The organism is Nocardioides faecalis (genome assembly GCF_018388425.1).
Taxonomy (GTDB): domain Bacteria; phylum Actinomycetota; class Actinomycetes; order Propionibacteriales; family Nocardioidaceae; genus Nocardioides; species Nocardioides faecalis.
In genome coordinates, this window is sequence record NZ_CP074406.1 from 2,006,535 (window position 1) to 2,030,798 (window position 24,264).

Below are 24,264 nucleotides of genomic sequence, written 5' to 3' on the forward strand. Positions count from 1 at the left end.
CCCGACGCCGCTTCGGCCACGGCCGGGGTCTCCCGATAGATTGCGCCGGTGAGCGACACCATCCCCGACGTGCCCCCCGAGGCCTGGTCCGGCGTCCACCGCGGTCCGCTGCGCGAGGGCGAGTGGGTCCGCCTGGTCGACGCCAAGGGCCGCCGGCACAACTTCGCGCTGCAGGCGGGCAAGCGGTTCTTCTCCAACAAGGGCCACCTCGAGCACGACGAGCTGATCGGCCGCGAGGAGGGCTTCACCGTCACATCCTCGGTCGGCGGGGAGTACCTCGTCTTCCGGCCTCTGCTCTCGGAGTACGTCGTCTCCATGCCCCGCGGGGCCGCGGTGGTCTATCCCAAGGACTCCGCGCAGATCATCGCGATGGCCGACATCTTCCCCGGCGCGCACGTGGTCGAGGCCGGCGTCGGCTCCGGGGCGTTGACCTGCTCGCTGCTGCGCGCCGTCGGGCCCTACGGCCGGGTGTCGTCGTACGAGCGCCGCGAGGAGTTCGCCGACGTCGCCCGCCGCAACGTCACCCAGTTCTTCGGCGCCCCCGAGGGCCAGACCCACCCGGCCTGGAACCTGACGATCGGAGACCTGGCCGAGGCGCTGCCGGCCTCCGGCGAGCGCTGCGACCGGATCATCCTCGACATGCTCGCCCCCTGGGACTGCCTCGACGCCGCGGCGGACGCCCTGCTGCCCGGCGGCATCGTGTGCGCCTACGTCGCCACCACCACCCAGCTGTCGAAGTTCGTCGAGGCGGTGCGGGTGCACGGCGGCTTCACCGAGCCCGCCCCGTGGGAGTCCCTGGTCCGCGACTGGCACGTCGAGGGCCTGGCCGTGCGCCCGGGCCACAAGATGATTGGCCACACCGCCTTCCTGGTCACTGCGCGCCGGATGGCGCCGGGACAGCGGGCCCCGCTGAAGAAGCGGCGCCCGGCACCGGGTGCCTACGGACCGGACTACACCGGCCCCCGCCCGCCGGGGATTCCGGACGTGCCCGCGGAGGACTGAACCGCCTCCTCAGAACCCGCCTCCGGACCCTGCACCGGCCGCGCAGCAAGCCACGTCGCCCCGGCCCACACCCGCCTGAACCCGGCAACGCAAACGTTGCAAAGGTGCGCGTGGCGAACCGTTCTCGCGTAACACCGCGCCGAGTAGTGTCGACGCCAGGAGGTGTGCGATGACGACAGGTGAAGGCGCTCCCGGCGCCCGGCGGACCCCGGACGCAGCAGAGCTGCAGCAGCAGGTCCGCTTCCTGGAGGAAGAGATCCACGACCTGCGCCGGCGTCTGGTCGACGCGCCCGGCACGGGGGCCCGGTCCCTGGAGGCGCGGCTCAGCGAGACCCAGCGCTCGTTGGCGGCGGCGACCGCGCAGAACGAGCGCCTTGCAGGAACCCTGCGCGAGGCTCGCGACCAGATCCTCAAGCTCAAGGAGGAGGTCGACCGGCTGGCCCAACCGCCCGCGGGCTTCGGCACGTTCCTGCAGCGCAACGAGGACGAGACCGTCGACGTGTTCACCGGCGGTCGCAAGCTGCGGGTCACGGTGAGCCCCAACGTCGACGTGGACACGCTGCGCACCGGCCAGGAGGTGCTGCTCAACGAGGCCCTGAACGTGGTCGACGCCTTCGCCTACGAGACGGTCGGCGAGGTGGTGATGTTCAAGGAGCTGCTCGCCGACGGCGAGCGGGTGCTGGTCATCGCGAACGCCGACGAGGAGCGGGTCGTCCGCCTCGCCGAGCCGCTGCTCGGCACGACCCTGCGCGCCGGCGACTCCCTGCTGCTGGACTCCCGCGCCGGCTACGTCTACGAGCGGGTGCCCAAGTCCGAGGTCGAGGAGCTCGTCCTGGAGGAGGTCCCGGACATCTCCTACGAGTCGATCGGTGGCCTCGGCAACCAGATCGAGGCGATCCAGGATGCCGTCGAGCTGCCGTACCTCTACCCCGAGCTGTTCGCCGAGCACGAGCTCAAGCCGCCGAAGGGCATCCTGCTCTACGGCCCGCCCGGATGCGGCAAGACGCTGATCGCGAAGGCCGTGGCCAACTCGCTGGCCAAGAAGGTAGCCGCGAAGACCGGCGCCGAGGGGAAGTCGTACTTCCTCAACATCAAGGGCCCCGAGCTCCTCAACAAGTACGTCGGCGAGACCGAGCGCCACATCCGGCTGGTGTTCCAGCGCGCTCGGGAGAAGGCCAGCACCGGCACCCCGGTCATCGTGTTCTTCGACGAGATGGACTCGCTGTTCCGCACCCGCGGCTCGGGCGTCTCCTCGGACGTGGAGAACACGATCGTCCCGCAGCTGCTCAGCGAGATCGACGGCGTCGAGCTGCTCGAGAACGTGCTGGTCATCGGTGCCTCGAACCGCGAGGACATGATCGACCCCGCGATCCTGCGTCCGGGCCGGCTCGACGTGAAGATCAAGATCGAGCGCCCCGACGCCGAGTCGGCGCGCGACATCTTCAGCAAGTACCTGACCCCGGGGCTGCCGCTGCACCCCGACGACCTGGCCGAGTTCGGCAACGACCGCCGGGCCACGGTCGACGGGATGATCCGGGCCACCGTGGAGCGGATGTACACCGAGACGGAGGAGAACCGCTTCCTCGAGGTGACCTACGCCAACGGTGACAAGGAGGTCCTGTACTTCAAGGACTTCAACTCCGGCGCGATGATCCAGAACATCGTCGACCGGGCGAAGAAGATGGCGATCAAGGACTTCATCGACCACCAGCAGAAGGGTTTGCGGGTCACGCACCTGCTGCAGGCGTGCGTGGACGAGTTCAAGGAGAACGAGGACCTGCCCAACACGACCAACCCCGACGACTGGGCGCGGATCTCGGGCAAGAAGGGGGAGCGGATCGTGTTCATCCGCACCCTGGTCACCGGCAAGCAGGGCACCGAGCCCGGTCGCTCCATCGACACCGTCTCCGACACCGGCCAGTACCTGTAATCCGACCTGTAGCCCGCGTCATCGGCACCCGGTTCCAGACCCGGGGGCCGGTGGCGGCGTGTCGGCCCCGCTTGCCTGCCCGGGTTTGCTTGGCTGGCGGTGCACGTATCCGCATTCCCGACAGGAGAACCTCATGGTCAAGAAGCTCGTCATCGTCGCACTGCTCGGCCTCGGCGCCACCGCCGTCGTCAAGGTGGTCAAGGGCCGCTGACCGCAGGCTTCCTACGACGCGGGCCCCGACCGAGATCTCGGTACGGGGCCCGCGTCGTTGCTGGGTCTCAGCGGTTGCGCAGGTACCAGCCGCGGGCGACGTGGAAGGCGCCGTAGCAGCCGAGGCCGACAGCGACCGCCACCAGCACCCACGGCCCCCACGGCTCGTCGCGGAACCGGACGACCGCCTGGTCCAGGCCGCCGGACTTCTTCGGGTCGTGCGTGAGGCCGGCGAGCACGAACAGCCAGGCGATCAGCGCGAAGGCGACGGCGCGGCCGGTGTAGCCGACGCGCGCCAGCACGGTGACCACCGTGCCGATGTGGCCGGTCTGGCCGTCGACCTCGAGGTCCTTGCGCCACTTGTCGTTCAGTCCGCGCCAGGCACTCGCGATCCCCACGCCGATCAGCACGAGACCGACGCCCACCACCAGCACCGGACCGAAGGGCAGCTCCAGCAGCCGCTGGGACAGGCCCGCCTCGCCGGATCCGCCGCCCGAGCCCCCGTCGCCCAGGGCGGTGCGCACGGCCAGCACGGCCAACGTCGCGAACACCACGCCGCGCACGGCCGAGCTCACCCGGGCCACCCACCGCCGGGCGCCGTCGTGGTCACCGTGCCCGCCGACGGCCTGGAACGCCTGGCGCAGGCACAGTCCCGCGAGGCCGATCGCCACCACCCACAGGCTCACCTTGCCGAGGGGGCTGCCCGACAGCTCGGCGAACGCTCCCTCGCCGGAGGCGGACCCCGAGGCTCGTCCGAGCGCCAGCTGGGCCGCCAGCCACGCGATCAACACGTACACGAGGCCATAGCCGGCCATGCCCGCGCGGGCCAGCCGGTCGAGCGCCGTGTTGTCGCGCATCTGGCGGGCTCGCTGCTGCGCCCGGTCCTGGGTCCTGCTCTTCGTCACGCTCATCGTCATCCTCACTCCCGGGCCCGCATTACCCACCGGCGACGCAGCCCAGTCACCGCGGCGTACGTCGAAGCACGAAAGGGGTGGCGCCCGGGTCGTGGCGCGTAGGCTCGCAGCATGAGCGTGCGGCGAGTCATGGGCACCGAGATCGAGTACGGCATCGCCGTGCCCGGCCAGCCGAGCGCGAACCCGATGGTCGCCTCCTCGCAAGTCGTCAACGCCTACGCCTCGGCCACGCTGCGTGCGCGCCGGGCGCGGTGGGACTTCGAGGAGGAGTCCCCGCTGCGCGACGCCCGCGGGTTCGACATGTCGCGGCAGGTCGCCGACCCCACCCAGCTCACCGACGAGGACCTCGGGCTGGCGAACGTGATCCTGACCAACGGCGCCCGGCTCTACGTCGACCACGCCCATCCGGAGTACGCCACGCCTGAGGTGGTCACGCCGTTGGACGTGGTGCGCTGGGAGAAGGCCGGCGAGCAGGTGATGTTCGACGCCGCCCGGCTGGCCGCCCAGCTGCCCGGCAACCCGACGATCGTGCTGTACAAGAACAACACCGACAACAAGGGTGCCTCCTACGGCGCGCACGAGAACTACCTGATGCGCCGCTCCACCCCGTTCGCCGACATCGTCCGGCACCTCACCCCGTTCTTCGTCAGCCGCCAGGTCGTGTGCGGGGCGGGCCGGGTGGGCCGGGGCCAGGACGGGCGCAAGCACGGCTACCAGATCAGCCAGCGCGCCGACTTCTTCGAGGTCGAGGTGGGGCTGGAGACCACCCTGAAGCGGCCCATCATCAACACCCGCGACGAGCCGCACGCCGACCCGGAGAAGTACCGGCGGCTGCACGTGATCATCGGCGACGCCAACCTCTCCGAGATCGCCACCTACCTCAAGGTGGGCACCACGTCGCTGGTGCTGGCGATGATCGAGGACCGGTTCATCGACCGCGACCTCTCCGTCGTGTCCCCGGTCTCCGCGCTGCGGGCGGTCTCCCACGACCCCTCCCTGCGGCACCGGATGCGGCTTGCCGACGGCCGCGAGCTGACCGGGGTGCAGCTGCAGATGGAGTACCTCGACCTGGCCCGCAAGTACGTCGAGGACCGGTACGGCGCCGACGCGGACGAGCAGACCGTGGACGTGCTGAGCCGGTGGGAGGACGTGCTCGTCCGGCTGGAGACGGACCCGATGTCGCTGGCCGACCAGCTCGACTGGGTCGCGAAGCTGAGGCTGATCGAGCAGTACCGCTCCCGCGACGGCCTGGCCTGGGACGACGCGAAGCTCCAGCTCATCGACTACCAGTACTCCGACATCCGCCCCGAGAAGGGGCTCTACCACCGGCTGCAGCGGGCCGGGCGGATCCAGCGGCTGCTCACCGACGCCGAGGTGGACGCCGCGATGACCGACCCGCCCACCCAGACCCGGGCCTACTTCCGCGGCCGGTGCCTGGAGAAGTACGCCGACCACATCGCCGCGGCGTCGTGGGACTCGGTGATCTTCGACCTGCCCGGGCGGGACTCCCTGCAGCGGGTGCCGACCATCGATCCGCTGCGCGGCAGCCGGTCGCACGTGGGCCCACTGATCGACTCCTGCGACAGCGCCGAGGAACTGGTCCGCGCACTCACCCGCTGAGTGGGTCGGAGTGGCTAGGCTGACGCCATGGCCCAGGAGCAGAAGCAGCCGCGCCGCTCGGAGGAGAACGAGGAGGCGACCGAGGTCGCCCCCGAGACCACCGAGCCGGCAGTCGCCGAGCGCAAGGAAGCCCTCGACGATGACGTCGACGCGATCCTCGACGAGATCGACGACGTCCTCGAGACCAACGCCGAGGACTTCGTGAAGTCGTTCATCCAGAAGGGTGGCGAGTGATCCGCCGATGAGTGGTGACGCCCGGATCCCGGCTGCCTTCCTGCGCCCCGGGACCAGCTCCTTCAGCGACTTCATCGCCGAGAACGCCCCCGACCTGCTGCCGGCCCGCCGTTCGCTGCCTGCCGGCAGCGTCGACCAGCTGGCGCCGCACGGCACGACCATCGTCGCCGCCACCTTCCCCGGTGGTGTGGTGATGGCCGGCGACCGGCGCGCCACCATGGGCAACGTCATCGCCCAGCGCGACATCGAGAAGGTCTTCCCCGCCGACGAGTACTCCGTGGTCGGCATCGCCGGCACCGCCGGGCTGGCCGTGGAGATGGTGCGGCTGTTCCAGGTCGAGCTGGAGCACTACGAGAAGATCGAGGGCACCCTGCTCTCGCTGGACGGCAAGGCCAACCGCCTCTCCGCCCTGATCCGCGCCAACCTCGGCATGGCCATGCAGGGCCTGGCCGTGGTGCCCATGTTCGCCGGCTACGACCTCGCCTCCCGCGTGGGGCGGATCTTCGGCTACGACGTCACCGGTGGCCGCCACGAGGAGGCGTCGTTCTTCACCGTCGGCTCCGGCTCGCTGTTCGCCCGGGGCGCGCTGAAGAAGCTGTGGCGCGAGGGGATGAGCGGCGAGGACACCGTGCGCGTCTGCCTGCAGGCGCTGTACGACGCCGCCGACGACGACTCCGCCACCGGCGGCCCGGACCTGACCCGCCGGATCTTCCCGATGGTGTGGATGGTGACCGCCGACGGTGTGCGCCGCCTGGACGAGGAGAGCGTCGCCGGGCTGGTCGACGAGCTGTACGGCGCCCGGATGCTGCGCCCCGACGGACCGCCGGCCGCGTTGCCGGGCAGCGCCGAGCACGGAGAGGACGCCTGAGATGAGCACTCCGTTCTACGTCTCGCCCGAGCAGCTGATGAAGGACCGGGCGGACTTCGCCCGCAAGGGCATCGCCCGGGGCCGCTCGCTCGCAGCGGTCCAGTTCGCCGACGGCGTGCTGCTGGTCACCGAGAACCCCTCGCAGGCGCTGCACAAGGTCTCCGAGCTCTACGACCGGCTCGCGTTCGCAGCCGTCGGTCGCTACAACGAGTTCGAGAACCTGCGCATCGCCGGGGTGCGGCTGGCCGACATGCGTGGCTACGCCTACGACCGCCGCGACGTGACCGGTCGCGGCCTGGCCAACGCCTACGCGCAGACCCTCGGCACGATCTTCTCCTCCGGCGGCGAGAAGCCGTACGAGGTGGAGATCTTCGTCGCCGAGGTCGGCGACGCGCCCGAGGACGACCAGATCTACCGGCTGACCTACGAGGGCCGGGTCGCCGACGAGCACGGCTACGCCGTGATGGGGGGCGACGCGGACACGGTGGCGGCCTACCTCGAGCAGCACTACACGCCGGGCGCCTCGCTGGCCGACGCGCTGCGGGTCGCCGTGGCCGCGCTGGGCCACACCAGCAACGACCGCGGCCAGGGCGCGGACCGCGTCATCCCGGTCGACGACCTGGAGGTCGCGGTGCTCGACCGGAGCCGGCTGCAGCCCCGCAAGTTCCGCCGGATCCTGCCTGCCCAGCTCGAGGACGTGCTCGGCAACCGCGGGCCGTCGGAGGCCGCGCCGCAGCAGCACAGCTCGGAGACGCCGATCGCGCTCGGGACGTCTGAGGGCGCGCAGAGCCCGGACGTCAGCTCCCCGGGCAACGGCCGGGACAACGGCCAGGACAAGGGCCAGGACAAGGGCCAGGGCGAGCCGCCGGTGGCGCCTCCGCTCTGACCGGGCGGAAGGTCCTGCCCGGGGCACTCGACCGGGGGCGTTCGGCTCCGGTCGCTCCATCCGGGCCGGGCGTCAGGCCGGCGGCGCGAGCACCACGGTCCAGGCGATCACCTTGCCCGAGGCGACGCTCGCCGTAGCGCTCGTGCCGGGCCAGGTACCGGCGCTCACGGGCCTGGTGTCGGCGGTCGCGGTGGCGAGGAGGCCGCTGCCCGAGCCCACCGCTGCGGGCGACCGTAACCGCGGGCGACGCTCGGCTGTCTCACCCGATTCGGGTAGCGGCCCTCACAGCGGCCGGGTCGCCGGCCCCTCCAGCACCTGGCCGTCGGCGTCGAAGCGGGAGCCGTGCAGCGGGCAGTCCCAGGACTCCTCGGCGTCGTTCCAGCACAGCACGCCACCGAGGTGGGTGCACAGCGGCGCCTGGTCGCGCCGCAGGGGCCGCTGCACGTGGCCGGAGACCATGTGCCAGCCGACCTCGGCGTTGAAGAAGGCGGTGCGGCCGATGCTGGCCACCTCGCGCGGGGTCCAGGCACGCAGCGCCCGGCCCCAGGCCGGCGGCGAGCCGCCGAGGAGCTCGGCGGCGAGCAGCAGCGCCGCGGCGGGGGCGGTGGTCATGCCCCACTTGTCGAAGCCGGTGAGGACATGGATCGCGTCGTCGCCGGGCAGCACCGGACCGACATAGGGCAGCGCGGTGGCCGGGGTCTGGTCCTGCGCCGACCAGACGTGGCGGACCTCGCTGCCGGGGAACGTCTGGTCGGCCCAGCCGAGCAGGTCCGCGACGTGGTCGGACTCCCGGCCTCGGCCCGTGCCGTGCCCCGAGCCACCGACCTGCAGCAGCTCCTCGCCGTCCACGGTGGTCACCGAGCGCAGCGAGCGGGTCGGCCGGTCGCTGGACAGGTGCATCCCGTCCGGGATCCAGCTCCCGGAGACCGTGGCGGCGTAGGAGCGCTGGGCCTGAACCCGGGCGAAGAAGCCACCGCGGTCCAAGATGGGCTGGTTGGTGGCGATGACGACCTTCTCCGCCCGCACCTGCGCCTCGCCGGCCTCGGTGTCGACGTCGAGGCGGACCACGTCGTCCTCCTGACGCACCCGCCGCACCCGGGAGCCCTCCAGCACCACCGCGCCCTCGGCCTCGGCGTCGGCGACCAGGGCACGCAGCAGCACCAGCGGGTCGAGCTGGAACTGGCCGTCGAGCCGCACCGCGCCGCGCACCTCGTAGGGCAGCTCGGTCTCCTCCACCCAGGTCGCGTCCAGACCGACCAGCTGGGCGGCCGCCAGCTCGGCACGGGCACGCAGCTCGCCGACCCGCGTGGTCGCGTACGTCGTGGCGTGCCGGTCGGTCACGTCCATCCCGGCCCGCTCGCAGTAGTGGCGCAGCCACGCCTGGCCCTCGCGGGAGGCCTCGACGTAGTCACGCACCACGGCCGGCGGGTTCGTCCGCACCGCCCGGCTCAGCTTGGTGCCCTGCAGCAGCGACACCTTGCCGGTGGTGTGCCCGGTGGTGCCGTCACCGATGCGGCGCGCCTCCAGCACCGCCACCCGGCGCCCGGCCCGGGCGAGCAGCAGAGCGGTGGTCAGACCGGCGATGCCGGCACCCACCACCGCGACGTCGTACGACGTGGCGCCGGTGGCCGACGGCCGCGGATCGGGCCGCGGCCCCTCGAACCAGACCGGGCGGCTGTCGACGGGGAGCAGGGGAGCGTGCTCAGGAGCGTCCATGCGCGGTTCGGTACCCCGTGCGGACAAGGACAGTAGTGTGCATTCATGGACCGCCGGATCTTCGGGATCGAGAACGAGTACGGCGTCACCTGCACGTTCCGCGGGCAGCGGAGACTGAGCCCGGACGAGGTGGCCCGCTACCTGTTCCGCAAGGTCGTGAGCTGGGGTCGCTCCAGCAACGTCTTCCTGCGCAACGGGGCGAGGCTCTACCTCGACGTGGGCAGCCACCCGGAGTACGCCACCCCGGAGTGCGACGACATCGCGGAGCTGGTCACCCACGACAAGGCCGGGGAGCGGGTGCTCGAAGGGCTGCTGCTCGACGCCGAGCAGCGGCTGCACGACGAGGGCATCGCCGGTGAGATCTACCTGTTCAAGAACAACACCGACTCCGCTGGCAACTCCTACGGCTGCCACGAGAACTACCTGGTCAGCCGCGCCGGCGAGTTCAGCCGGCTCGCCGACATCCTGATCCCGTTCCTGGTGACCCGGCAGATCCTGGTGGGCGCCGGCAAGGTGTCCCAGAGCCCCCGCGGCACGTCGTACTCGGTGAGCCAGCGGGCCGAGCACATCTGGGAGGGCGTCTCCAGCGCCACCACCCGCAGCCGGCCGATCATCAACACCCGCGACGAGCCGCATGCCGACGCCGAGCGCTACCGCCGGCTTCACGTCATCGTGGGCGACTCCAACATGAGCGAGACCACCACGATGCTCAAGGTCGCCTCCTGCGACCTGGTGCTGCGGATGATCGAGGAGGGCGTGGTGATGCGCGACCTCACGATGGAGAACCCGATCCGCGCGATCCGCGAGATCTCCCACGACGTCACCGGCCGGCGCAAGGTGCGGCTGGCGAACGGTCGCGAGGCGAGCGCCCTGGACATCCAGGGCGAGTACCTGAGCAAGGCCCGCGACTTCGTCGACCGGCGCCAGATCTCCACGCCCGTGATCGAGCGTGCCCTCGACCTGTGGGAGCGCGGGCTCAAGGCGGTGGAGTCCGACGACCTCGGCCTGGTCGACCGCGAGCTCGACTGGGTGATCAAGTGGAAGCTGATCGACCGGTACCGCGCGAAGCACGGGCTTGCGCTCTCGCACCCGCGGGTGGCCCAGCTCGACCTCGCCTACCACGACATCCACCGTGGCCGCGGGCTCTACTACCTGCTGGAGAAGCGAGGTGCGGTCGCCCGGGTCTCCAGCGACCTGCGCATCTTCGAGGCCAAGTCCGTGCCGCCGCAGAACACCCGTGCCCGGCTGCGCGGGGAGTTCATCCGACGCGCCCAGGAGCGTCGCCGCGACTTCACCGTCGACTGGGTCCACCTCAAGCTCAACGACCAGGCCCAGCGCACGGTGCTGTGCAAGGACCCCTTCCGGGCCTACGACGAGCGGGTGCAGCGACTCATCGACGGCATGTGAGCCCCCCGTCCGGGTCGGCTCCCGTACCGTCGTCTGGGTAAGGTTTGCGCGTGTTCGCCCGCCTGCGCCCCGCCATGAAGCGTCCGTCCGCCCTCCTGCTGGGCGTTGCCCTGTCGGCGAGCCTCACGCTCACCGCCTGCGGCGGTGACGATGAGCAGCTGTCCGGCTTCGACGCCGTGACGGTCTCCGGCCCGGTCGGGTCCGCCCCGGAGGTGGACTGGAAGGGGCGGCTGAAGCCCGAGAAGGCGAAGGCCAAGGTGCTCGAGGAGGGTGACGGCACCCCGCTCGCCAAGGGCGACGTGGTGCGGGTCGAGTTCACGCTGGCGAACGGCTGGACCCACCAGGTCAACTACGACACCTACGACGAGACCACGGTCTCCAAGCTGGTCAGGGTCGGTGAGGAGGTCGAGCCGATGTCGGTGGAGGAGCTGCTCACCGCGGAGATCGTGAAGGCGATCAAGCCCGGCCAGCACCTCGGCACCCGGATCGGCGTCACCGTCGGCAGCGAGGAGCTGATCGGCGACTACCTGGGCAACACCCAGGTCTCGGAGTTCTTCGCCGGCATCGACGTCGGCAACGAGGACGGCCTGCTGTTCGTCGCCGACCTGGTCGAGCTGGCCGGACCGCAGGGGCAGGCCGAGAAGGCCCCCGCCTGGGCGCCGAAGATCGTGGAGAAGGACGGCGTGCCCGCCGCGCTGGACTTCAAGGGCGTCCCCAAGCCCACCGACAAGCTCCGCACCGCCCTGCTCATCAAGGGCACCGGCCCGGTCGTCGAGTCGGGCCAGTCGATCCTGGTCAACTACCTCGGCCAGGTCTACAAGGGCAAGAAGCCGTTCGACGAGAGCTACACCGGCACCGGTTTCGTCGCCACCGTCGGCGGCGAGGCCGCGACCGTGGTCAAGGGCTGGTCCGAGGGCCTCGTCGGCGTCCCGGTGGGCAGCCGGGTGCTGCTGCAGATCCCGCCGAAGCTGGGCTACGGCAACGAGGCGCAGGGCGACATCCCGGCGAACTCGACGCTGTACTTCGTCGTCGACGTCCTCGACGCGGCTGACCCGGAGCCCGCGCCCGCGCCGGCACCCGCCGAGGGCTCGTCGGAGTAGTCCCCGGCACGGCACAATCGCGGGCATGGCCGTGCCCAAGAGCGAGCGTCTGCTCAATCTGCTGATCATGCTGCTGGTCCAGCGGCGCCCGATCGGCAAGGACCGGATCCGGGGCCTGCTCTACGCCGGGTCCAGCCCGGAGGCGTTCGAGAAGATGTTCGAGCGCGACAAGGACGAGCTGCGCAGCCTCGGCGTCCCGGTCGAGGTGGCGCCGCTGGACCCGCTGTTCTCCGACGAGGTCGGCTACCGGATCCCGCCGGACGCCTTCGCGCTGCCCGACGTCGCGCTGACGCCGCAGGAGGCGGCCGTGGTCGGCATCGCCTCCCGGGTGTGGCAGCACGCCACGATGGCGCAGGTCACCAGCGACGCGGTCCGCAAGCTGACCGCGGCCGGGATCGACGTCGACCTGGACGCCCTCGACATCACCGGCCCGCTGCTGACCGCGGACGAGCCGGCCTTCGACGCCTGCTGGTTCGCGGTGTGCGAGCGGGTGGAGATCGCCTTCGACTACCGCCGCCCGGGTGCCGACGCACCCACCACCCGTCACCTGCAGCCGTGGGGCGTGGTCCGCTCGGCGGGCCGCTGGTACGTCGTGGGCCACGACGTCGACCGGGGCGCAGAGCGCGTCTTCCGGCTCTCCCGCGTGGTCGGACCGGTGCGCACCGCCAGTACACCGGGCGCCTACGAGGTGCCCGCCGACGTCGACCTGCGCGCGATCACCCGCCGCCTCGACCCGCCGGCCCGCACCGAGCACGCGACGCTGCTCGTGCGCGCCGGCGCCGGGCACCTGTTCCGCCGTGACGCCGAGCGGGTGCAGCCCGGTGTCGAGGGCCCCGACGCGCACTCGGTGTGGGACCTCGTCGAGGTACGACGTCGCAGCGAGTCCCTGGTCGAGGAGGTCCTCGCCGAGGGCCCCGACGTGGTGCTGCTGGCCCCCGAGCACGCCCGCCAGCAGGTCCGCCACTCGCTGGAGCAGGTTCTGGTGGACACATGACCCGGCGCACGCCCCCTGCCTCCGGATCCGGCCGCGCCCCTGGCGCCCGCGACCAGGTGGCGCGGCTGCTCACCCTGGTGCCGTTCCTGCACCAACGCGACGGCGTACGGCTGGCCGAGGCGGCCGCGCTACTGGACACCACGCCGGAGCAGGTGCTGCGCGACCTGCGGGTGCTGTTCATGTGCGGGCTGCCCGGCGGGCTGCCTGATGACCTCATCGACGTGGACCTGGACGCCATCCAGACCGAGCAGGGCAGCCCGCTGTCCGACGGCGTGATCCGGGTGGCGAACGCCGACTACCTGTCCCGGCCGCTGCGCCTGAGTGCCACCGAGGCGTCGGCGGTGATCGTGGCGCTGCGCACGCTGCGCGACACCTCCACCGGCCAGACCCGTGAGGTGGTGGACTCGGCGCTCGCCAAGCTGGAGCGCGCCGTGACCACGGCCGGGGCCGGCCACGTCGCGGTCAACCCCTCGCCACGCGACGCCGACCAGGTCCGGCTCGCCGAGCTCACCGCCGTGCTGGAGCAGGCCATCGACGCCGGCCGCCAGGTCCGGCTGTCCTACTTCGTCGCCTCCCGCAACGAGGAGTCCGAACGGGTCGTCGACCCCGTCGCGGTGCTGACCCACGGTGCGCACTCCTACCTCGACGCCTGGTGCCACCGGGCCGGCGGCGACCGCCTGTTCCGGCTGGACCGGATCGTGAAGGCCGAGGTGCTCGACGACCCCGTCGAGGTGCGCCGGGCTCCGCGCGACCTCTCCGCGGGCTTGTTCCGCGACCCGGGCCTGGAGGGAGCGGTGCTGGTGACGCTGCGCCTGGACCGGCAGGCGCGGTGGGCCACCGAGTACTACCCGGTGCGTGCGGTCCGCGGCCTGCCCGACGGCGGTGCCGAGGTCGACCTCGTGGTGCTGGACCGGCACTGGCTCAACCGCCTGCTGCTGCGCCTGGCCCCGCACGCGCGGGTCGTCTCACCGCCCGAGGTGGCCGCGTCGTTCACCGCGCTCGCCTCGGAGACCCTCGGGCTGTACCGCTGAGCCGACGGGCCGAGCGTCGGGCCGGAGCGTCGAGCGGGGCGTCGGGGGCACCACCGATGCGCCCTTGCCGCCCGGGCGGGGCGTAGCATGGACCACGTCCGTGCGGAATTGATGTGAGAGTTGGTCTGGCGATGACGTCCCTGATCGGAATGCCCCAGGGAGCCGAGTGGCTCATCATCCTGGCGATCGTGATCCTGGTCTTCGGCGCGGCCAAGCTCCCCGACCTAGCCCGCGGCACCGGTCAGGCGCTGCGGATCTTCAAGGCCGAGACCAAGGGCCTGCGCGACGACGACGAGGCCAAGCCGAAGGGCGGACCGGCCTCGCCGATCGCTCCGAACGGTGAGCTGAACCCGGGCGCCGGCGAGGTCGCCGAGGGCGAGATCGTCGACGAGCGCCGCGAGCACAACTCCTGATCCCGCACTCGCGTTGTCCCTGATCGGCATCGGGCGGCTGTTCGTCGGCAAGCCCGTCCACCCTGTCGGCGCCGACGGCCGGATGGCACTGTCGGACCACCTGCGGGAGCTGCGCGCCCGCATCCTGAAGGCCGGCTTCGCGGTCCTGGCCGCGTTCGGCATCGCGCTGTTCTTCTTCGAGCCGCTGTTTCAGCTGGTCCTCGACCCCTACCTGGCCGCGCAGCGCGAGCTGCCGAACGGCACCACCGAGGCGACCACCTCGGGTGCTGCGGGCGGGTTCCTGCTCTACCTCAAGCTCTGCGGCCTGGCCGCGCTCGTCGGCTCCAGCCCGATCTGGCTCTACCAGATCTGGGCGTTCGTCCTGCCCGCCCTGCACCGCCACGAGAAGCGCTGGACCGCGATCTTCGCCGTCATCGCCGGACCGCTGTTCCTCGCCGGGGTCGTGCTGGGCTACGTGACCCTGCCCAAGGGTCTGGAGATCCTGATCGGGTTGAACCCCGACGAGCTGACCAACCTGGTCGAGTTCAACGACTACCTGACCTTCTTCAGCCGCACCCTGCTCGGCTTCGGCATCGCCTTCGAGATCCCCGTCTTCGTCGTGCTGCTCAACCTGGCCGGCGTGGTCACCGGCAAGGCGCTGGGGGAGTACCGGCCGTGGATCATCGTCGGCTCGTTCGTCTTCGCCGCGGTGATGACGCCGTCCGGTGACCCTTTCACCATGACCTTCATGGCCGTGCCGATGGTGGTCCTGTTCGGGATCTCCGAGCTCATCGCGCGCTTCAACGACCGGCGCCGCGCGCGACGCTCGCCCAACGCCGGGCTCTCCCCGGACGAGGCCAGCCCCCTCTGAGTTGCCTGCGATAGTCCCTGACGAAAAGCACCGCCCCGGAGTCCGGGACGGTGCTTTTCGTCAGGGACTACCTGGACTGGGCCACGAGCGTTGGTTGGCGGGTGGCCTAACCTTCGTGCTGTGCCGCGCGCAGTCATCCTGACCAACCCCGCATCGGGGAAGGGGCGGGGCGTACGCCGGCGCGACGAGGCGCTGCCGCAGTTCCGCGCCGCCGGCTGGGAGGTCGAGGCGCACCACGGCCTCGACGCCGACGCCTCGCTGGCGCTGGCCCACGAGGTCGTGGCCACCCGGCCCGACGTCCTGGTGATGTGCGGCGGCGACGGCATGGTCAACCTCGGGCTGCAGGCGGCGGCGGGCACCGACGTCCCGATCGGCGTGCTGCCCGCGGGCACCGGCAACGACTTCGCCCGCTGCTTCGGCCTGCCGCTGCGCGACGGGGCGGCGGCCGCGCGCCGGATCGTGCACGGTCGCGAGCGCAGCGTCGACCTGGCCCGGATCGGCGAGCGCTGGTACGGCGGCGTGCTGGCCGCCGGGTTCGACGCCGTCGTCAACGAGCGGGCCAACAAGATGACCTGGCCGCGCGGCCAGGCGCGCTACAACCTGGCCACGCTCGCCGAGCTGCGAGTCTTCGAGCCGCTGCGCTACACCCTGGTCCTCGACGGCGCCGAACGCGAGCTGGACGCCATGCTGGTCGCCATCGGCAACGGGCCGTCGTTCGGTGGCGGGCTGCGGATCGCCCACGGCGCCGAGCTCGACGACGGCCTCCTCGACGTCGTGCTGATCAAGCCGGTGAGCCGCCTCGAGCTCGTCCGCACCTTCCCCAAGCTCTACCACGGGAGTCACGTGAACCACCCCCAGTACGAGCGGCATCGCGTCCGCAAGGTCACCATCGCCAGCCCTGGCATCGTCGGCTACGCCGACGGCGAGCGGTTCGGTCCGCTGCCGTTGAGCGTCGAGTGCGTCGCCGGTGCGGTCCGGGTGCGCGCATGAGCCAGCGTCCCGACCCCCAGCGCCCCGACCCCCAGGAGCCGGAGCTCGGCCCCGCCGAGCGCTACGCCGCCTACCGGCGCAACGCCCGGCACCCCGTCTTCACCGACTTCGCCGCCGGCTACTCCTTCGGCCTCGACGAGTTCCAGGTCGAGGGGTGCCAGGCGGTGGAGGAGGGCGACAGCGTGCTGGTCGCCGCGCCCACGGGCGCCGGCAAGACCGTGGTCGGCGAGTTCGCGGTGCACCTGGCGCTAGAGACCGGGCGCAAGTGCTTCTACACGACGCCGATCAAGGCGCTGTCGAACCAGAAGTACCACGACCTCGTCGCCCGCTACGGCGTCGACCAGGTCGGCCTGCTCACCGGCGACACCTCGATCAACGGCGAGGCGCCCGTGGTCGTGATGACCACCGAGGTGCTGCGCAACATGCTCTACGCCCGCTCCCGAACCCTGGTCGGGCTCGGGTTCGTGGTGATGGACGAGGTGCACTACCTGGCCGACCGGTCCCGCGGGGCGGTGTGGGAGGAGGTCATCATCCACCTGCCCGACTCCGTCTCGGTGGTCTCGCTCTCGGCGACGGTCTCCAACGCTGAGGAGTTCGGCGAGTGGCTGTCCACGGTGCGCGGCTCCACCCGCACCATCGTCGCGGAGCGGCGCCCGGTGCCGTTGTTCCAGCACGTGATGGCCGGACGGCGGCTGCTGGACCTGTTCGCCTCCTCCGACGTCGACGCCGCCGCGGGCTTCGTGCGCGAGGGCGCGCCCGTCAACGAGGAGCTGATGAAGCTCGCCCGCGACGACTGGGCCTCCTCCCGGCTCAAGGACCGGCGCACCCCCAAGGGCGCCCGCGGCCGCCAGGGCGGTCCCGGCAGCCGCAACGTCGGCAGCGGGCGCCGGGTCTGGATCCCGGGCCGCATCGACGTCATCGACGCGCTGGAGCGCAAGAACCTGCTCCCGGCCATCGACTTCATCTTCAGCCGCGCCGGGTGCGACGCCGCCGTCAAGCAGTGCCTGGACGCGAACCTGCGGCTGACCACGCCCGAGGAGCGCGACGAGGCCATCGCCTACGTCGAGTCCACGCTGGGCGTGCTGCCCGCCGACGACCTGCAGGTCCTCGGCTACCACGACTTCCTGGACGCCGCCTCGCGCGGCATCGCCGCCCACCACGCCGGCATGCTGCCGGCGTTCAAGGAGTGCGTGGAGGAGCTCTACCTACGGGGCCTGGTGAAGATGGTCTTCGCCACCGAGACCCTCGCGCTGGGCATCAACATGCCGGCGCGCACCGTGGTGCTGGAGAAGCTGAGCAAGTGGAACGGCGAGACCCATGCCGACATCACCCCCGGCGAGTACACCCAGCTCACCGGCCGTGCCGGACGCCGTGGCCTCGACATCGAGGGCCACGCGGTGGTGCTGTGGCAGCCGGGCATGAACCCCCGCGAGCTGGCCGGGCTGGCCTCCACGCGCACCTACCCGCTGCGCTCGTCGTTCCGGCCGTCGTACAACATGGCGGTCAACCTGGTGCACTCCTACGGCCGCCACCGCGCCCGCGAGCTGCTGGAGATGTCCTTCGCGCAGTTCCAGGCCGACCGGGCTGTGGTCGGCCTGGCCCGTCAGCTGCACAAGGCGGAGGACGCCCTGGGGGGCTACGCCGAGGCCGCGCAGTGCCACCTGGGCGACTTCATGGAGTACGCCGCGCTGCGCCGCCGGGTCTCGGAGCTGGAGAAGAGCGCCAGCCGGGCGCGGCGCACCGACCGCCGTGAGGAGGCCGCGGCGTCGCTGGAGCGGCTGGTGCCCGGTGACGTGATCGTGGTGCCGGCGGGCAAGTTCGCCGGGCCGGCGGTGATCGTCGACCCGGGCCTGTCCGAGCAGGGCCACCGGCCGCTGGTGGTCACCGCGGAGCGCCAGGGGCGCCGCCTGGCGATGATGGACTTCCCGGTGCCGGTAGAGCCCGTGGCGCGGCTGAGGCTGCCCAAGCGGGTCGACCCGCGCAACCCGCACCAGCGCAAGGACCTCGCGCAGGCGGTGCGCGAGGCCGTGCGCGGCCTGCCCGCCTCGGTGACCCGCCCGCGGGCCGAGAAGGCGCCGGTCGAGGAGGGCGCGGCGCGCGCGATCGCCGCGGCCCGGGCCCGGGTGCGCGAGCACCCCTGCCACGGTTGCGCGGACCGCGAGGAGCACTCGCGGTGGGCCGAGCGGCACGCGAAGCTGAAGAAGGACGCCGACCTGCTCTCCGCGCGCATCGAGCGGCGCACCAACACGGTGGCCCGCACCTTCGACCGGGTGTGTGAGGTGCTGGAGGCGCTGGGCTACCTCGACGCGGACACGGTCACCGACCGCGGCCGCGGCCTGATGCGGATCTACTCCGACCTCGACCTGGTCGCGGCCGAGGCGCTGCGCACCGGGCTGTGGGACGACCTCACGCCCGCCGAGCTCGGCGCGGTCCTCTCCAGCCTGGTCTACGAGGCCCGGCGTCCCGAGGACGGCCCCGGCGCCGTGCCCGGTGGGGTGGTCACCGAGCGCATCGACGCGATGGTGCGGCTGTGGTCGGAGCTGGAGGTGCTGGAGCGCCAGCACCGGCTGGACTTCCTGCGCCGCCCGGACCCCGGCTTCGCGTGGACCGCGTACCGCTGGGCCCAGGGCCAGGACCTCGACGAGGTGATCACCCGCAACGACCAGACCGCCGGCGACTTCGTGCGCCAGATGAAGCAGCTGATCGACTTCGCGGGCCAGATCGCCGACGCCGCCGCCGGCACCCCGGTCCGCGACAGCGCCCGGCAGCTGGTCGGCCTGCTGCGCCGCGGGATCGTCGCCGCCGGCTAGGTCACGGGCCGGCTCGGGCAGGGCTCAGCCACTGCCCGGAGGCGGTGTCAGGTGCCGCGGACCCGCAGCACGTCCACCAGCCGGGTCACCGGGCTGGCCAGCGACCAGCGCTCGGCGAGCACGGCCAGGGCGTCCGGGTCCGCCGGCGTGCGCGGCAGCGCGAGGCCGGAGCGGTCCAGCTCGAGGTCGCGCGCCACCGCCACCACCTTGGGGGCCACGTCCAGATACGGCGCCGCGTCCTTGATCTTGCGCCGCGGCCCGGGACCCAGCGGGGTGTCCGGGTCCTCGGCCGCGGCCCGGACGCCGGCGAGGTCGCCGTAGGCGGCCAGCAGCGACGCGGCCGTCTTGTCGCCCACGCCCTTCACGCCGGGCAGCCCGTCGGAGGCGTCACCGCGCAGGGTCGCGAAGTCGGCGTACTGGTCGGCGCGCACGCCGTACTTGGCCTGCACCCAGGCCTCGTCGACCCGCTCGTGGCGGCCCACGCCCTTGCCGATGTAGAGCACCCGCACCCCGGCGGCGTCGTCGACGAGCTGGAACAGGTCACGGTCGCCGGTCACGACGTCGACGGGCATGCCCGCACCGGTGGCCAGCGTCCCGATCACGTCGTCGGCCTCGTAGCCGGGGGCACCGACCACGGCGATCCCGAAGGCCTCCAGCACCTCGCGCATGATGGGCACCTGCCGCTGCAACGGGTCCGGCACCTCCTCGACGTCGGGAGCCTCGTCGACCTCGGCGACCACCCGGTGGGCCTTGTAGCTGGGGATCAGGTCGACGCGCCACTGCGGGCGCCAGTCCTCGTCCCAGCAGCACGCCAGGTGCGTGGGCTGGTACTGCTCCACCAGGGTGGAGACGTAGCCCAGCAGGCCGCGCACCGCGTTCACGTTGGTGCCGTCGGGGGCCAGGATCTCGGGGGCGCCGAAGAAGGCGCGGAAGTACATGCTGGCGGTGTCGAGAAGGAGCAGTCGGTCACTCACCGCGCCAGCGTAGTGGCGCCGCGCCGTGCGCGCCGTGGCATGTCGTGAGACACCCCGACCGGGGCGTGGTCGCTGACCTAGGGTGTGCGCGTGAGCGGTGGTGGCAGCACGGTCGAGGCGCTCGATCGCCGGATCCTCGAGCTGCTCGCCGAGGACGGCCGGATGTCCTACACCGACCTCGGCCGGGCCACCGGGCTGTCCACCTCCGCGGTTCACCAGCGGGTGAAGCGTCTCGAGCAGCGCGGCCTGATCCTGGGCTACGGCGCCACGGTGAACTACGCCGAGATCGGTCTGCCGCTGACGGCGTTCATCGCCATCCGGCCGATCGACCCCTCCGCGCCGGACGACTGCCCGGAGCAGCTCCAGGACATGCCGGAGATCGAGTCGTGCTGGTCGGTGGCCGGCGAGGAGTCCTACGTCCTCAAGGTCCGCTCCACCTCGCCGGCGGCGCTCGAAGTGCTGCTCGGTCGGATCCGTGCGGCGGCCAACGTGTCCACCCGGACCACGATCGTGCTCTCGACGTACTACGAGAACCGGCCGGTCTCCGAGCACCAGGTCTGAGCACCCGCCCGGCCGTGCCGGCCGCCCCACCAGGGACCTCTCGGCGAGCCGCGCGACGACACGCCGGGAGGCTCAGATTTTTCTCGGGATTTTGGGTTGGGACGCCCCGCTGCTGACCTGCGAGAACGTGTATCAGCGCAGGTCACCGGCCGGTTGACATCGCCGCGTCCGCTGACCAAAGTACGGATTCGTTCGCTCGTGCAGGTCGTGGCCGGCGGACCGACGTCCGAGTGGCCGTTGTGTCGGGGGAGTAGCACCAGCTCAACCCGTCTGCGGTTCGCGGAGGTCGGTTCGCACCTCGAGAGCGGACCGGAAGGGTCCTGGTCCTCCTAGACAACGTCGCGTCCTCGGCAGCCGGTCGGGCGGCGCGATGGTCCGAAGGGGATCCGGACCCTTCCGATGCCCTGCAGTGACCGGCGGGCCACTACGCTTCGGACGTGGTGAAGCGTTTGTGCCTCGCGATCGGCGCCGGGCTGTCGCTGAGTGCGGCGTACGAGCCCCTCGCACTGGCCTGGCTGCTGCCGCCGGCCGTGGCCTGCTACGCCCTGGCCCTGCGCGGCCTGACCGTGCGTCGCGCCGGGCTGGTCGGTCTGGCCTTCGGCGTGGCCTTCTACTTCACCCACATCGCGTGGATGCGCACCTCCATCGGTCCGGACGCCTGGGCGGCGCTGTCCAGCGTCGAGGCCGCCTTCTACGGCCTGCTGGGGCTGACGGTGCCGTTGTTGCGCCGCCTTCCGGCCTGGCCGGTGTGGCTGGCCGCGGCGTGGACGACGATGGAGACGATCCGCAGCGGTTGGCCGTTCAGCGGGATGCCGTGGGGCCGGTTGTCGTTCGCCGCCATCGACACCCCCGCCGCCCCAGCGGTGGCCTACCTGTCCATGACCGGGCTGAGCTTCGTGCTCGCGCTGGCCGGCTTCGCGCTGGCCCACCTGATCGAGGGCGTCCTCGAGCACCGGGCCCGCGGTCAGCTCGTCCGCCGCGGGGCGGGGCTGGTGGCGGTCGCTGCGCTGCTGCTCGCTCCCGCGCTGTTCCCCTACCAGGTCTCCACCAGCGGTACGACGACCGTGGCGGTGGTGCAGGGAGACGTGCCGGGGCCGGGCAACAACATCCTCTACGACTCCCTCGGGGTGACCGAGAACCACGTCGACGCCACGGTCGCCCTCGCCGCCGACGTCGCCGCGGGCCGTGCGCCCCGGCCCGACTTCGTGCTGTGGCCGGAGAACTCCACCGCCACCGACCCGTTCCGCCCCGGTCCCGTGCGCCAGGGCATCCTCGAGGCGGCCTCGACGATCGGGGTGCCGGTCGTGGTCGGTGCGCTCGTCGACGACGGTCCGGACCACATCTTGAACCAAGGGGTGGTGTGGGACCCGGCGACCGGGCCGGGGGAGCGCTACACCAAGCGCCACCCGGTGCCGTACGGCGAGTACATCCCCTTCCGGCGCTACTGGGACCCCAAGTTCGGCCAGCTGGCGCTGATCTCGCGCGACATGAAGAGCGGGACCCGCACCGAGCCGCTGCGCGTGGCCGGGGTGAGCCTCGCCGACGCGATCTGCTTCGACGTCGTCTACGACGACGTGATGCCGCCGCAGGTGCGCGACGGCGCCGAGCTCCTCGCCGTGCAGACCTCCAACGCCAGCTTCATCTTCACCCACCAGGTCGAGCAGCAGTTCGCCATCACCCGGCTGCGGGCGATCGAGGCGGGACGCTGGCTGACCGTGGCCTCCACCAACGGACGCAGCGGCGTGATCGACCCCGACGGCGAGGTGGTGGCCACGGCCGAGCCGCGCACCACCGCCGTGCTGGTGAACGAGGTCGGCCTGAGCAGCGACCTGACGCCGGCGATGCGCATGGGCCCCTGGCCCAGCCGACTCCTGGCCGTCGTGGCCCTGCTGGCCCTGGTGTGGGGTGGCGTCGCGTACCGTCGAGGGAGAGGGACGCCCCACCGCCGCGGGGCGGGGACTGAGGAGGATGCGGTGCGGAACTCGAGCACGCCGTCGCCGGACGAGAGCACCCGTGTCGGCTGAGCACACCACGGCGGAGCCCGCCGACGACGTCGCCGCCCTCGGCCGGGTCGTGATGGTCGTACCGACGTACAACGAGGCGGCCAACCTGTCCTGGGTCCTGGGCCGGCTCCGCTTCGCCCAGCCCGACGTCGACGTGCTGGTCGTCGACGACGGCTCGCCCGACGGCACCGGCGCCGAGGCCGACCGGCTCGCCGCGGCGGACCCGCACGTGCACGTGCTGCACCGCGACGCCAAGGGTGGGCTCGGGGCGGCGTACCTGGCCGGATTCGACTGGGCGCTGTCCCAGGGCTACGACGTCATCGGCGAGATGGATGCCGACGGCTCGCACCAGCCCGAACAGCTCGGTCGCCTCCTGCACGGCCTGCTCGACGCCGACCTGGTGATCGGCTCGCGCTACGTGCCCGGCGGCTCGGTGGTCAACTGGCCCTGGCAGCGCGAGGCACTGTCTCGCGGGGGCAACCTCTACGTCCGGCTGCTGCTGGGCGTGGACGTGCGCGACGCCACCGCCGGGTTCCGCCTCTACCGGCGCTCCGCGCTGGAGAAGCTGCGTCTGCACGAGGTGCGCTCGACCGGCTACGTGTTCCAGACCGACCTCGTCACGCGCACGCTGCGTGCGGGGCTCACCGTGCGCGAGGTGCCGATCGAGTTCGTGGAGCGGGTCCGCGGGGAGTCGAAGATGAGCGGAAGGGTGGCGGTGGAGTCGCTGCACCGGATCACCACGTGGGGCCTGCAGGAGCGCTGGCGCCAGCTGCGCACCCGGGTCGGCAGCGGGCGGCCGCGATGAGCCCGACCCGTCGCAACCGCCGCCGGCTGAGCGCCCTGCTCGTGCTGGCGCTGCTGGTGATGCCGATCCTGGAGATCTACGTGCTCGTCCAGGTCGGGCAGGCCATCGGCCCTTGGTGGACGGTGCTGCTGCTGCTCGCCGACAGCATCTTCGGCGCCTGGCTGATCAAGCGGGAGGGCAGGCGGGCCTGGCGGGCGATGCGCAGCCGGCTGGAGACCGGTGCGATGCCGACGAAGGAGCTCGCCGACGGCGTGCTGATCGTGCTCGGCGGCGCGCTGATGATGAGCCCCGGATTCGTCAGCGACGCGATCGGGATCCTGCTCATCCTCCCGCTCACCCGTCCGCTGTTCCGCAGGCTGCTGGCCGGCTACGCGATGAGCCGGCTGGTGGTGACACAGACACGCCCCGGACCTTCGGCGCAGGACACCGTGATCCGGGGCGAGGTGATCGACGAGCGGCCCGACTAGGCCGGTCGCCGGTCAGGACGAGGCGGTCAGGACGACTTGGTCGCCGCCTTGCGCTTGCGGGCGTTGGCGCGGTGCAGGTGCGCCGGTCCGATCTCGCCGCCGCGCAGCAGCTCGAGCCGCTCGGTCAGGATGTCTTCGAGCTCCTTCTCGGAGCGCCGCTCCAGCAGCATGTCCCAGTGGGTGCGCTGCGGCTTCTCGACCTTCACCTCGCGCTCGATGCCCGAGGTGCTCTCGCCCTCGGAGCCACAGCGCGGGCACTCCCACACCGCCGGCACGTCGGCCTCGACGGACATGGTGATCTCGAACTCGTGCCCCTGGGAGCACCGGTACCCGACCTGCTGCCGAGCAGCGAACTCGATGCCGCGCTCGTCCTCGAACGACTGACCGCCCAGTCGGGCGCCGCGCAATGTCCGCTCGGCCATGAGAACCCACCTCCCGTGTTTCTTCTCTGACCTGTCAACGCTACCCGCGGATCAAAG

At 71.9% G+C, this 24,264-nt stretch carries 23 protein-coding genes; 19 read left to right on the forward strand and 4 right to left on the reverse strand.

Going from position 1 to position 24,264, the window contains the following annotated elements:
• Window positions 1–48 precede the first annotated feature (48 nt).
• The 3 genes from KG111_RS09265 (at window position 49) to KG111_RS09275 (ending at window position 3,143) form a co-directional block, all read left to right on the forward strand.
• Window positions 49–1,002: a tRNA (adenine-N1)-methyltransferase gene (locus tag KG111_RS09265; RefSeq protein ID WP_283770542.1), complete on the forward strand. Its 954-nt coding sequence runs from the start codon at window positions 49–51 to the stop codon at window positions 1,000–1,002.
• Between the two features lie 169 nt (window positions 1,003–1,171).
• Complete coding sequence (arc, locus tag KG111_RS09270) at window positions 1,172–2,932, forward strand: proteasome ATPase (protein WP_205290352.1); 1,761 nt, start codon at window positions 1,172–1,174, stop codon at window positions 2,930–2,932.
• Between the two features lie 58 nt (window positions 2,933–2,990).
• Window positions 2,991–3,143 (forward strand): hypothetical protein, encoded by a 153-nt coding sequence (locus KG111_RS09275; protein WP_205290353.1) that lies wholly within the window; start codon window positions 2,991–2,993, stop codon window positions 3,141–3,143.
• A 67-nt stretch (window positions 3,144–3,210) separates the two neighbouring features.
• On the opposite strand, the gene KG111_RS09280 is transcribed toward KG111_RS09275, so the two are convergent.
• The gene (locus KG111_RS09280; RefSeq protein WP_205290354.1) at window positions 3,211–4,053 is read right to left on the reverse strand and encodes a DUF1206 domain-containing protein; all 843 of its coding nucleotides are present in this window, start codon (window positions 4,051–4,053) and stop codon (window positions 3,211–3,213) included.
• 114 nt (window positions 4,054–4,167) lie between these two features.
• Between KG111_RS09280 and dop the strand changes: the two genes are divergently transcribed.
• From dop to prcA, 4 genes are read left to right on the forward strand one after another with little or no spacing between them, the layout of a single operon-like run.
• On the forward strand, window positions 4,168–5,676 hold the full coding sequence (gene dop / locus KG111_RS09285) for a depupylase/deamidase Dop (RefSeq protein WP_240195345.1): 1,509 nt from the start codon (window positions 4,168–4,170) through the stop codon (window positions 5,674–5,676).
• 27 nt (window positions 5,677–5,703) lie between these two features.
• Window positions 5,704–5,910: a ubiquitin-like protein Pup gene (locus KG111_RS09290; protein ID WP_205290355.1), complete on the forward strand. Its 207-nt coding sequence runs from the start codon at window positions 5,704–5,706 to the stop codon at window positions 5,908–5,910.
• A gap of 7 nt (window positions 5,911–5,917) precedes the next feature.
• The gene (gene prcB, locus KG111_RS09295) at window positions 5,918–6,778 is read left to right on the forward strand and encodes a proteasome subunit beta (protein ID WP_205290356.1); all 861 of its coding nucleotides are present in this window, start codon (window positions 5,918–5,920) and stop codon (window positions 6,776–6,778) included.
• A gap of 1 nt (window position 6,779) precedes the next feature.
• On the forward strand, window positions 6,780–7,664 hold the full coding sequence (prcA, locus tag KG111_RS09300) for a proteasome subunit alpha (protein ID WP_205290357.1): 885 nt from the start codon (window positions 6,780–6,782) through the stop codon (window positions 7,662–7,664).
• A gap of 282 nt (window positions 7,665–7,946) precedes the next feature.
• Here prcA and KG111_RS09305 read toward each other — a convergent pair whose 3' ends face one another.
• Window positions 7,947–9,380, reverse strand: a complete 1,434-nt coding sequence (locus KG111_RS09305) for an FAD-dependent oxidoreductase (RefSeq protein ID WP_205290358.1) — start codon at window positions 9,378–9,380, stop codon at window positions 7,947–7,949.
• Window positions 9,381–9,425: 45 nt separating this feature from the next.
• On the opposite strand from KG111_RS09305, the gene pafA reads away from it, so the two are divergent.
• From pafA to KG111_RS09345, 8 genes are all read left to right on the forward strand, one after another.
• Window positions 9,426–10,787: a Pup--protein ligase gene (pafA, locus tag KG111_RS09310; RefSeq protein ID WP_205290359.1), complete on the forward strand. Its 1,362-nt coding sequence runs from the start codon at window positions 9,426–9,428 to the stop codon at window positions 10,785–10,787.
• Window positions 10,788–10,837: 50 nt separating this feature from the next.
• Window positions 10,838–11,887, forward strand: a complete 1,050-nt coding sequence (locus tag KG111_RS09315) for an FKBP-type peptidyl-prolyl cis-trans isomerase (RefSeq protein ID WP_205290360.1) — start codon at window positions 10,838–10,840, stop codon at window positions 11,885–11,887.
• Window positions 11,888–11,912: 25 nt separating this feature from the next.
• Window positions 11,913–12,881 carry a helix-turn-helix transcriptional regulator gene (locus KG111_RS09320; RefSeq protein ID WP_205290361.1) on the forward strand — a complete coding sequence of 323 codons (969 nt, stop codon included), beginning with the start codon at window positions 11,913–11,915 and terminating at the stop codon, window positions 12,879–12,881.
• Window positions 12,878–13,912: a helix-turn-helix transcriptional regulator gene (locus KG111_RS09325; RefSeq protein ID WP_205290362.1), complete on the forward strand. Its 1,035-nt coding sequence runs from the start codon at window positions 12,878–12,880 to the stop codon at window positions 13,910–13,912. The genes KG111_RS09320 and KG111_RS09325 overlap by 4 nt, the downstream gene beginning before the upstream one ends.
• Window positions 13,913–14,043: 131 nt before the next feature.
• Window positions 14,044–14,325 carry a twin-arginine translocase TatA/TatE family subunit gene (tatA, locus tag KG111_RS18295; RefSeq protein WP_249411283.1) on the forward strand — a complete coding sequence of 94 codons (282 nt, stop codon included), beginning with the start codon at window positions 14,044–14,046 and terminating at the stop codon, window positions 14,323–14,325.
• 13 nt (window positions 14,326–14,338) lie between these two features.
• Window positions 14,339–15,175, forward strand: coding sequence for a twin-arginine translocase subunit TatC (gene tatC, locus KG111_RS09335; protein WP_205290363.1), 837 nt, complete (start codon window positions 14,339–14,341; stop codon window positions 15,173–15,175).
• 120 nt (window positions 15,176–15,295) lie between these two features.
• Window positions 15,296–16,165 carry a diacylglycerol kinase gene (locus tag KG111_RS09340; protein ID WP_205290364.1) on the forward strand — a complete coding sequence of 290 codons (870 nt, stop codon included), beginning with the start codon at window positions 15,296–15,298 and terminating at the stop codon, window positions 16,163–16,165.
• Complete coding sequence (locus tag KG111_RS09345; RefSeq protein ID WP_205290365.1) at window positions 16,162–18,975, forward strand: DEAD/DEAH box helicase; 2,814 nt, start codon at window positions 16,162–16,164, stop codon at window positions 18,973–18,975. Before KG111_RS09340 ends, KG111_RS09345 begins: the two co-directional genes overlap by 4 nt.
• A gap of 47 nt (window positions 18,976–19,022) precedes the next feature.
• Here KG111_RS09345 and KG111_RS09350 read toward each other — a convergent pair whose 3' ends face one another.
• Window positions 19,023–19,949, reverse strand: coding sequence for a 5'-3' exonuclease (locus tag KG111_RS09350; RefSeq protein ID WP_283770543.1), 927 nt, complete (start codon window positions 19,947–19,949; stop codon window positions 19,023–19,025).
• A 90-nt stretch (window positions 19,950–20,039) separates the two neighbouring features.
• On the opposite strand from KG111_RS09350, the gene KG111_RS09355 reads away from it, so the two are divergent.
• The 4 genes from KG111_RS09355 to KG111_RS09370 all read left to right on the forward strand — a co-directional run bounded on the left by KG111_RS09355 (window position 20,040) and on the right by KG111_RS09370 (window position 23,785).
• The gene (locus KG111_RS09355; RefSeq protein WP_249666057.1) at window positions 20,040–20,510 is read left to right on the forward strand and encodes an Lrp/AsnC family transcriptional regulator; all 471 of its coding nucleotides are present in this window, start codon (window positions 20,040–20,042) and stop codon (window positions 20,508–20,510) included.
• Window positions 20,511–20,947: 437 nt separating this feature from the next.
• Window positions 20,948–22,534: an apolipoprotein N-acyltransferase gene (lnt, locus tag KG111_RS09360; protein WP_205290366.1), complete on the forward strand. Its 1,587-nt coding sequence runs from the start codon at window positions 20,948–20,950 to the stop codon at window positions 22,532–22,534.
• Window positions 22,524–23,318, forward strand: coding sequence for a polyprenol monophosphomannose synthase (locus KG111_RS09365; RefSeq protein ID WP_307856043.1), 795 nt, complete (start codon window positions 22,524–22,526; stop codon window positions 23,316–23,318). The genes lnt and KG111_RS09365 overlap by 11 nt, the downstream gene beginning before the upstream one ends.
• A complete protein-coding gene (locus tag KG111_RS09370) occupies window positions 23,315–23,785 on the forward strand; it encodes an FxsA family protein (RefSeq protein ID WP_205290368.1) in 471 nt (156 codons plus the stop codon). The genes KG111_RS09365 and KG111_RS09370 overlap by 4 nt, the downstream gene beginning before the upstream one ends.
• Window positions 23,786–23,811: 26 nt before the next feature.
• Here the strand turns inward: KG111_RS09370 and KG111_RS09375 are convergent, their stop codons facing one another.
• Window positions 23,812–24,207, reverse strand: a complete 396-nt coding sequence (locus KG111_RS09375) for an RNA polymerase-binding protein RbpA (protein ID WP_205290369.1) — start codon at window positions 24,205–24,207, stop codon at window positions 23,812–23,814.
• Window positions 24,208–24,264: the final 57 nt, after the last annotated feature.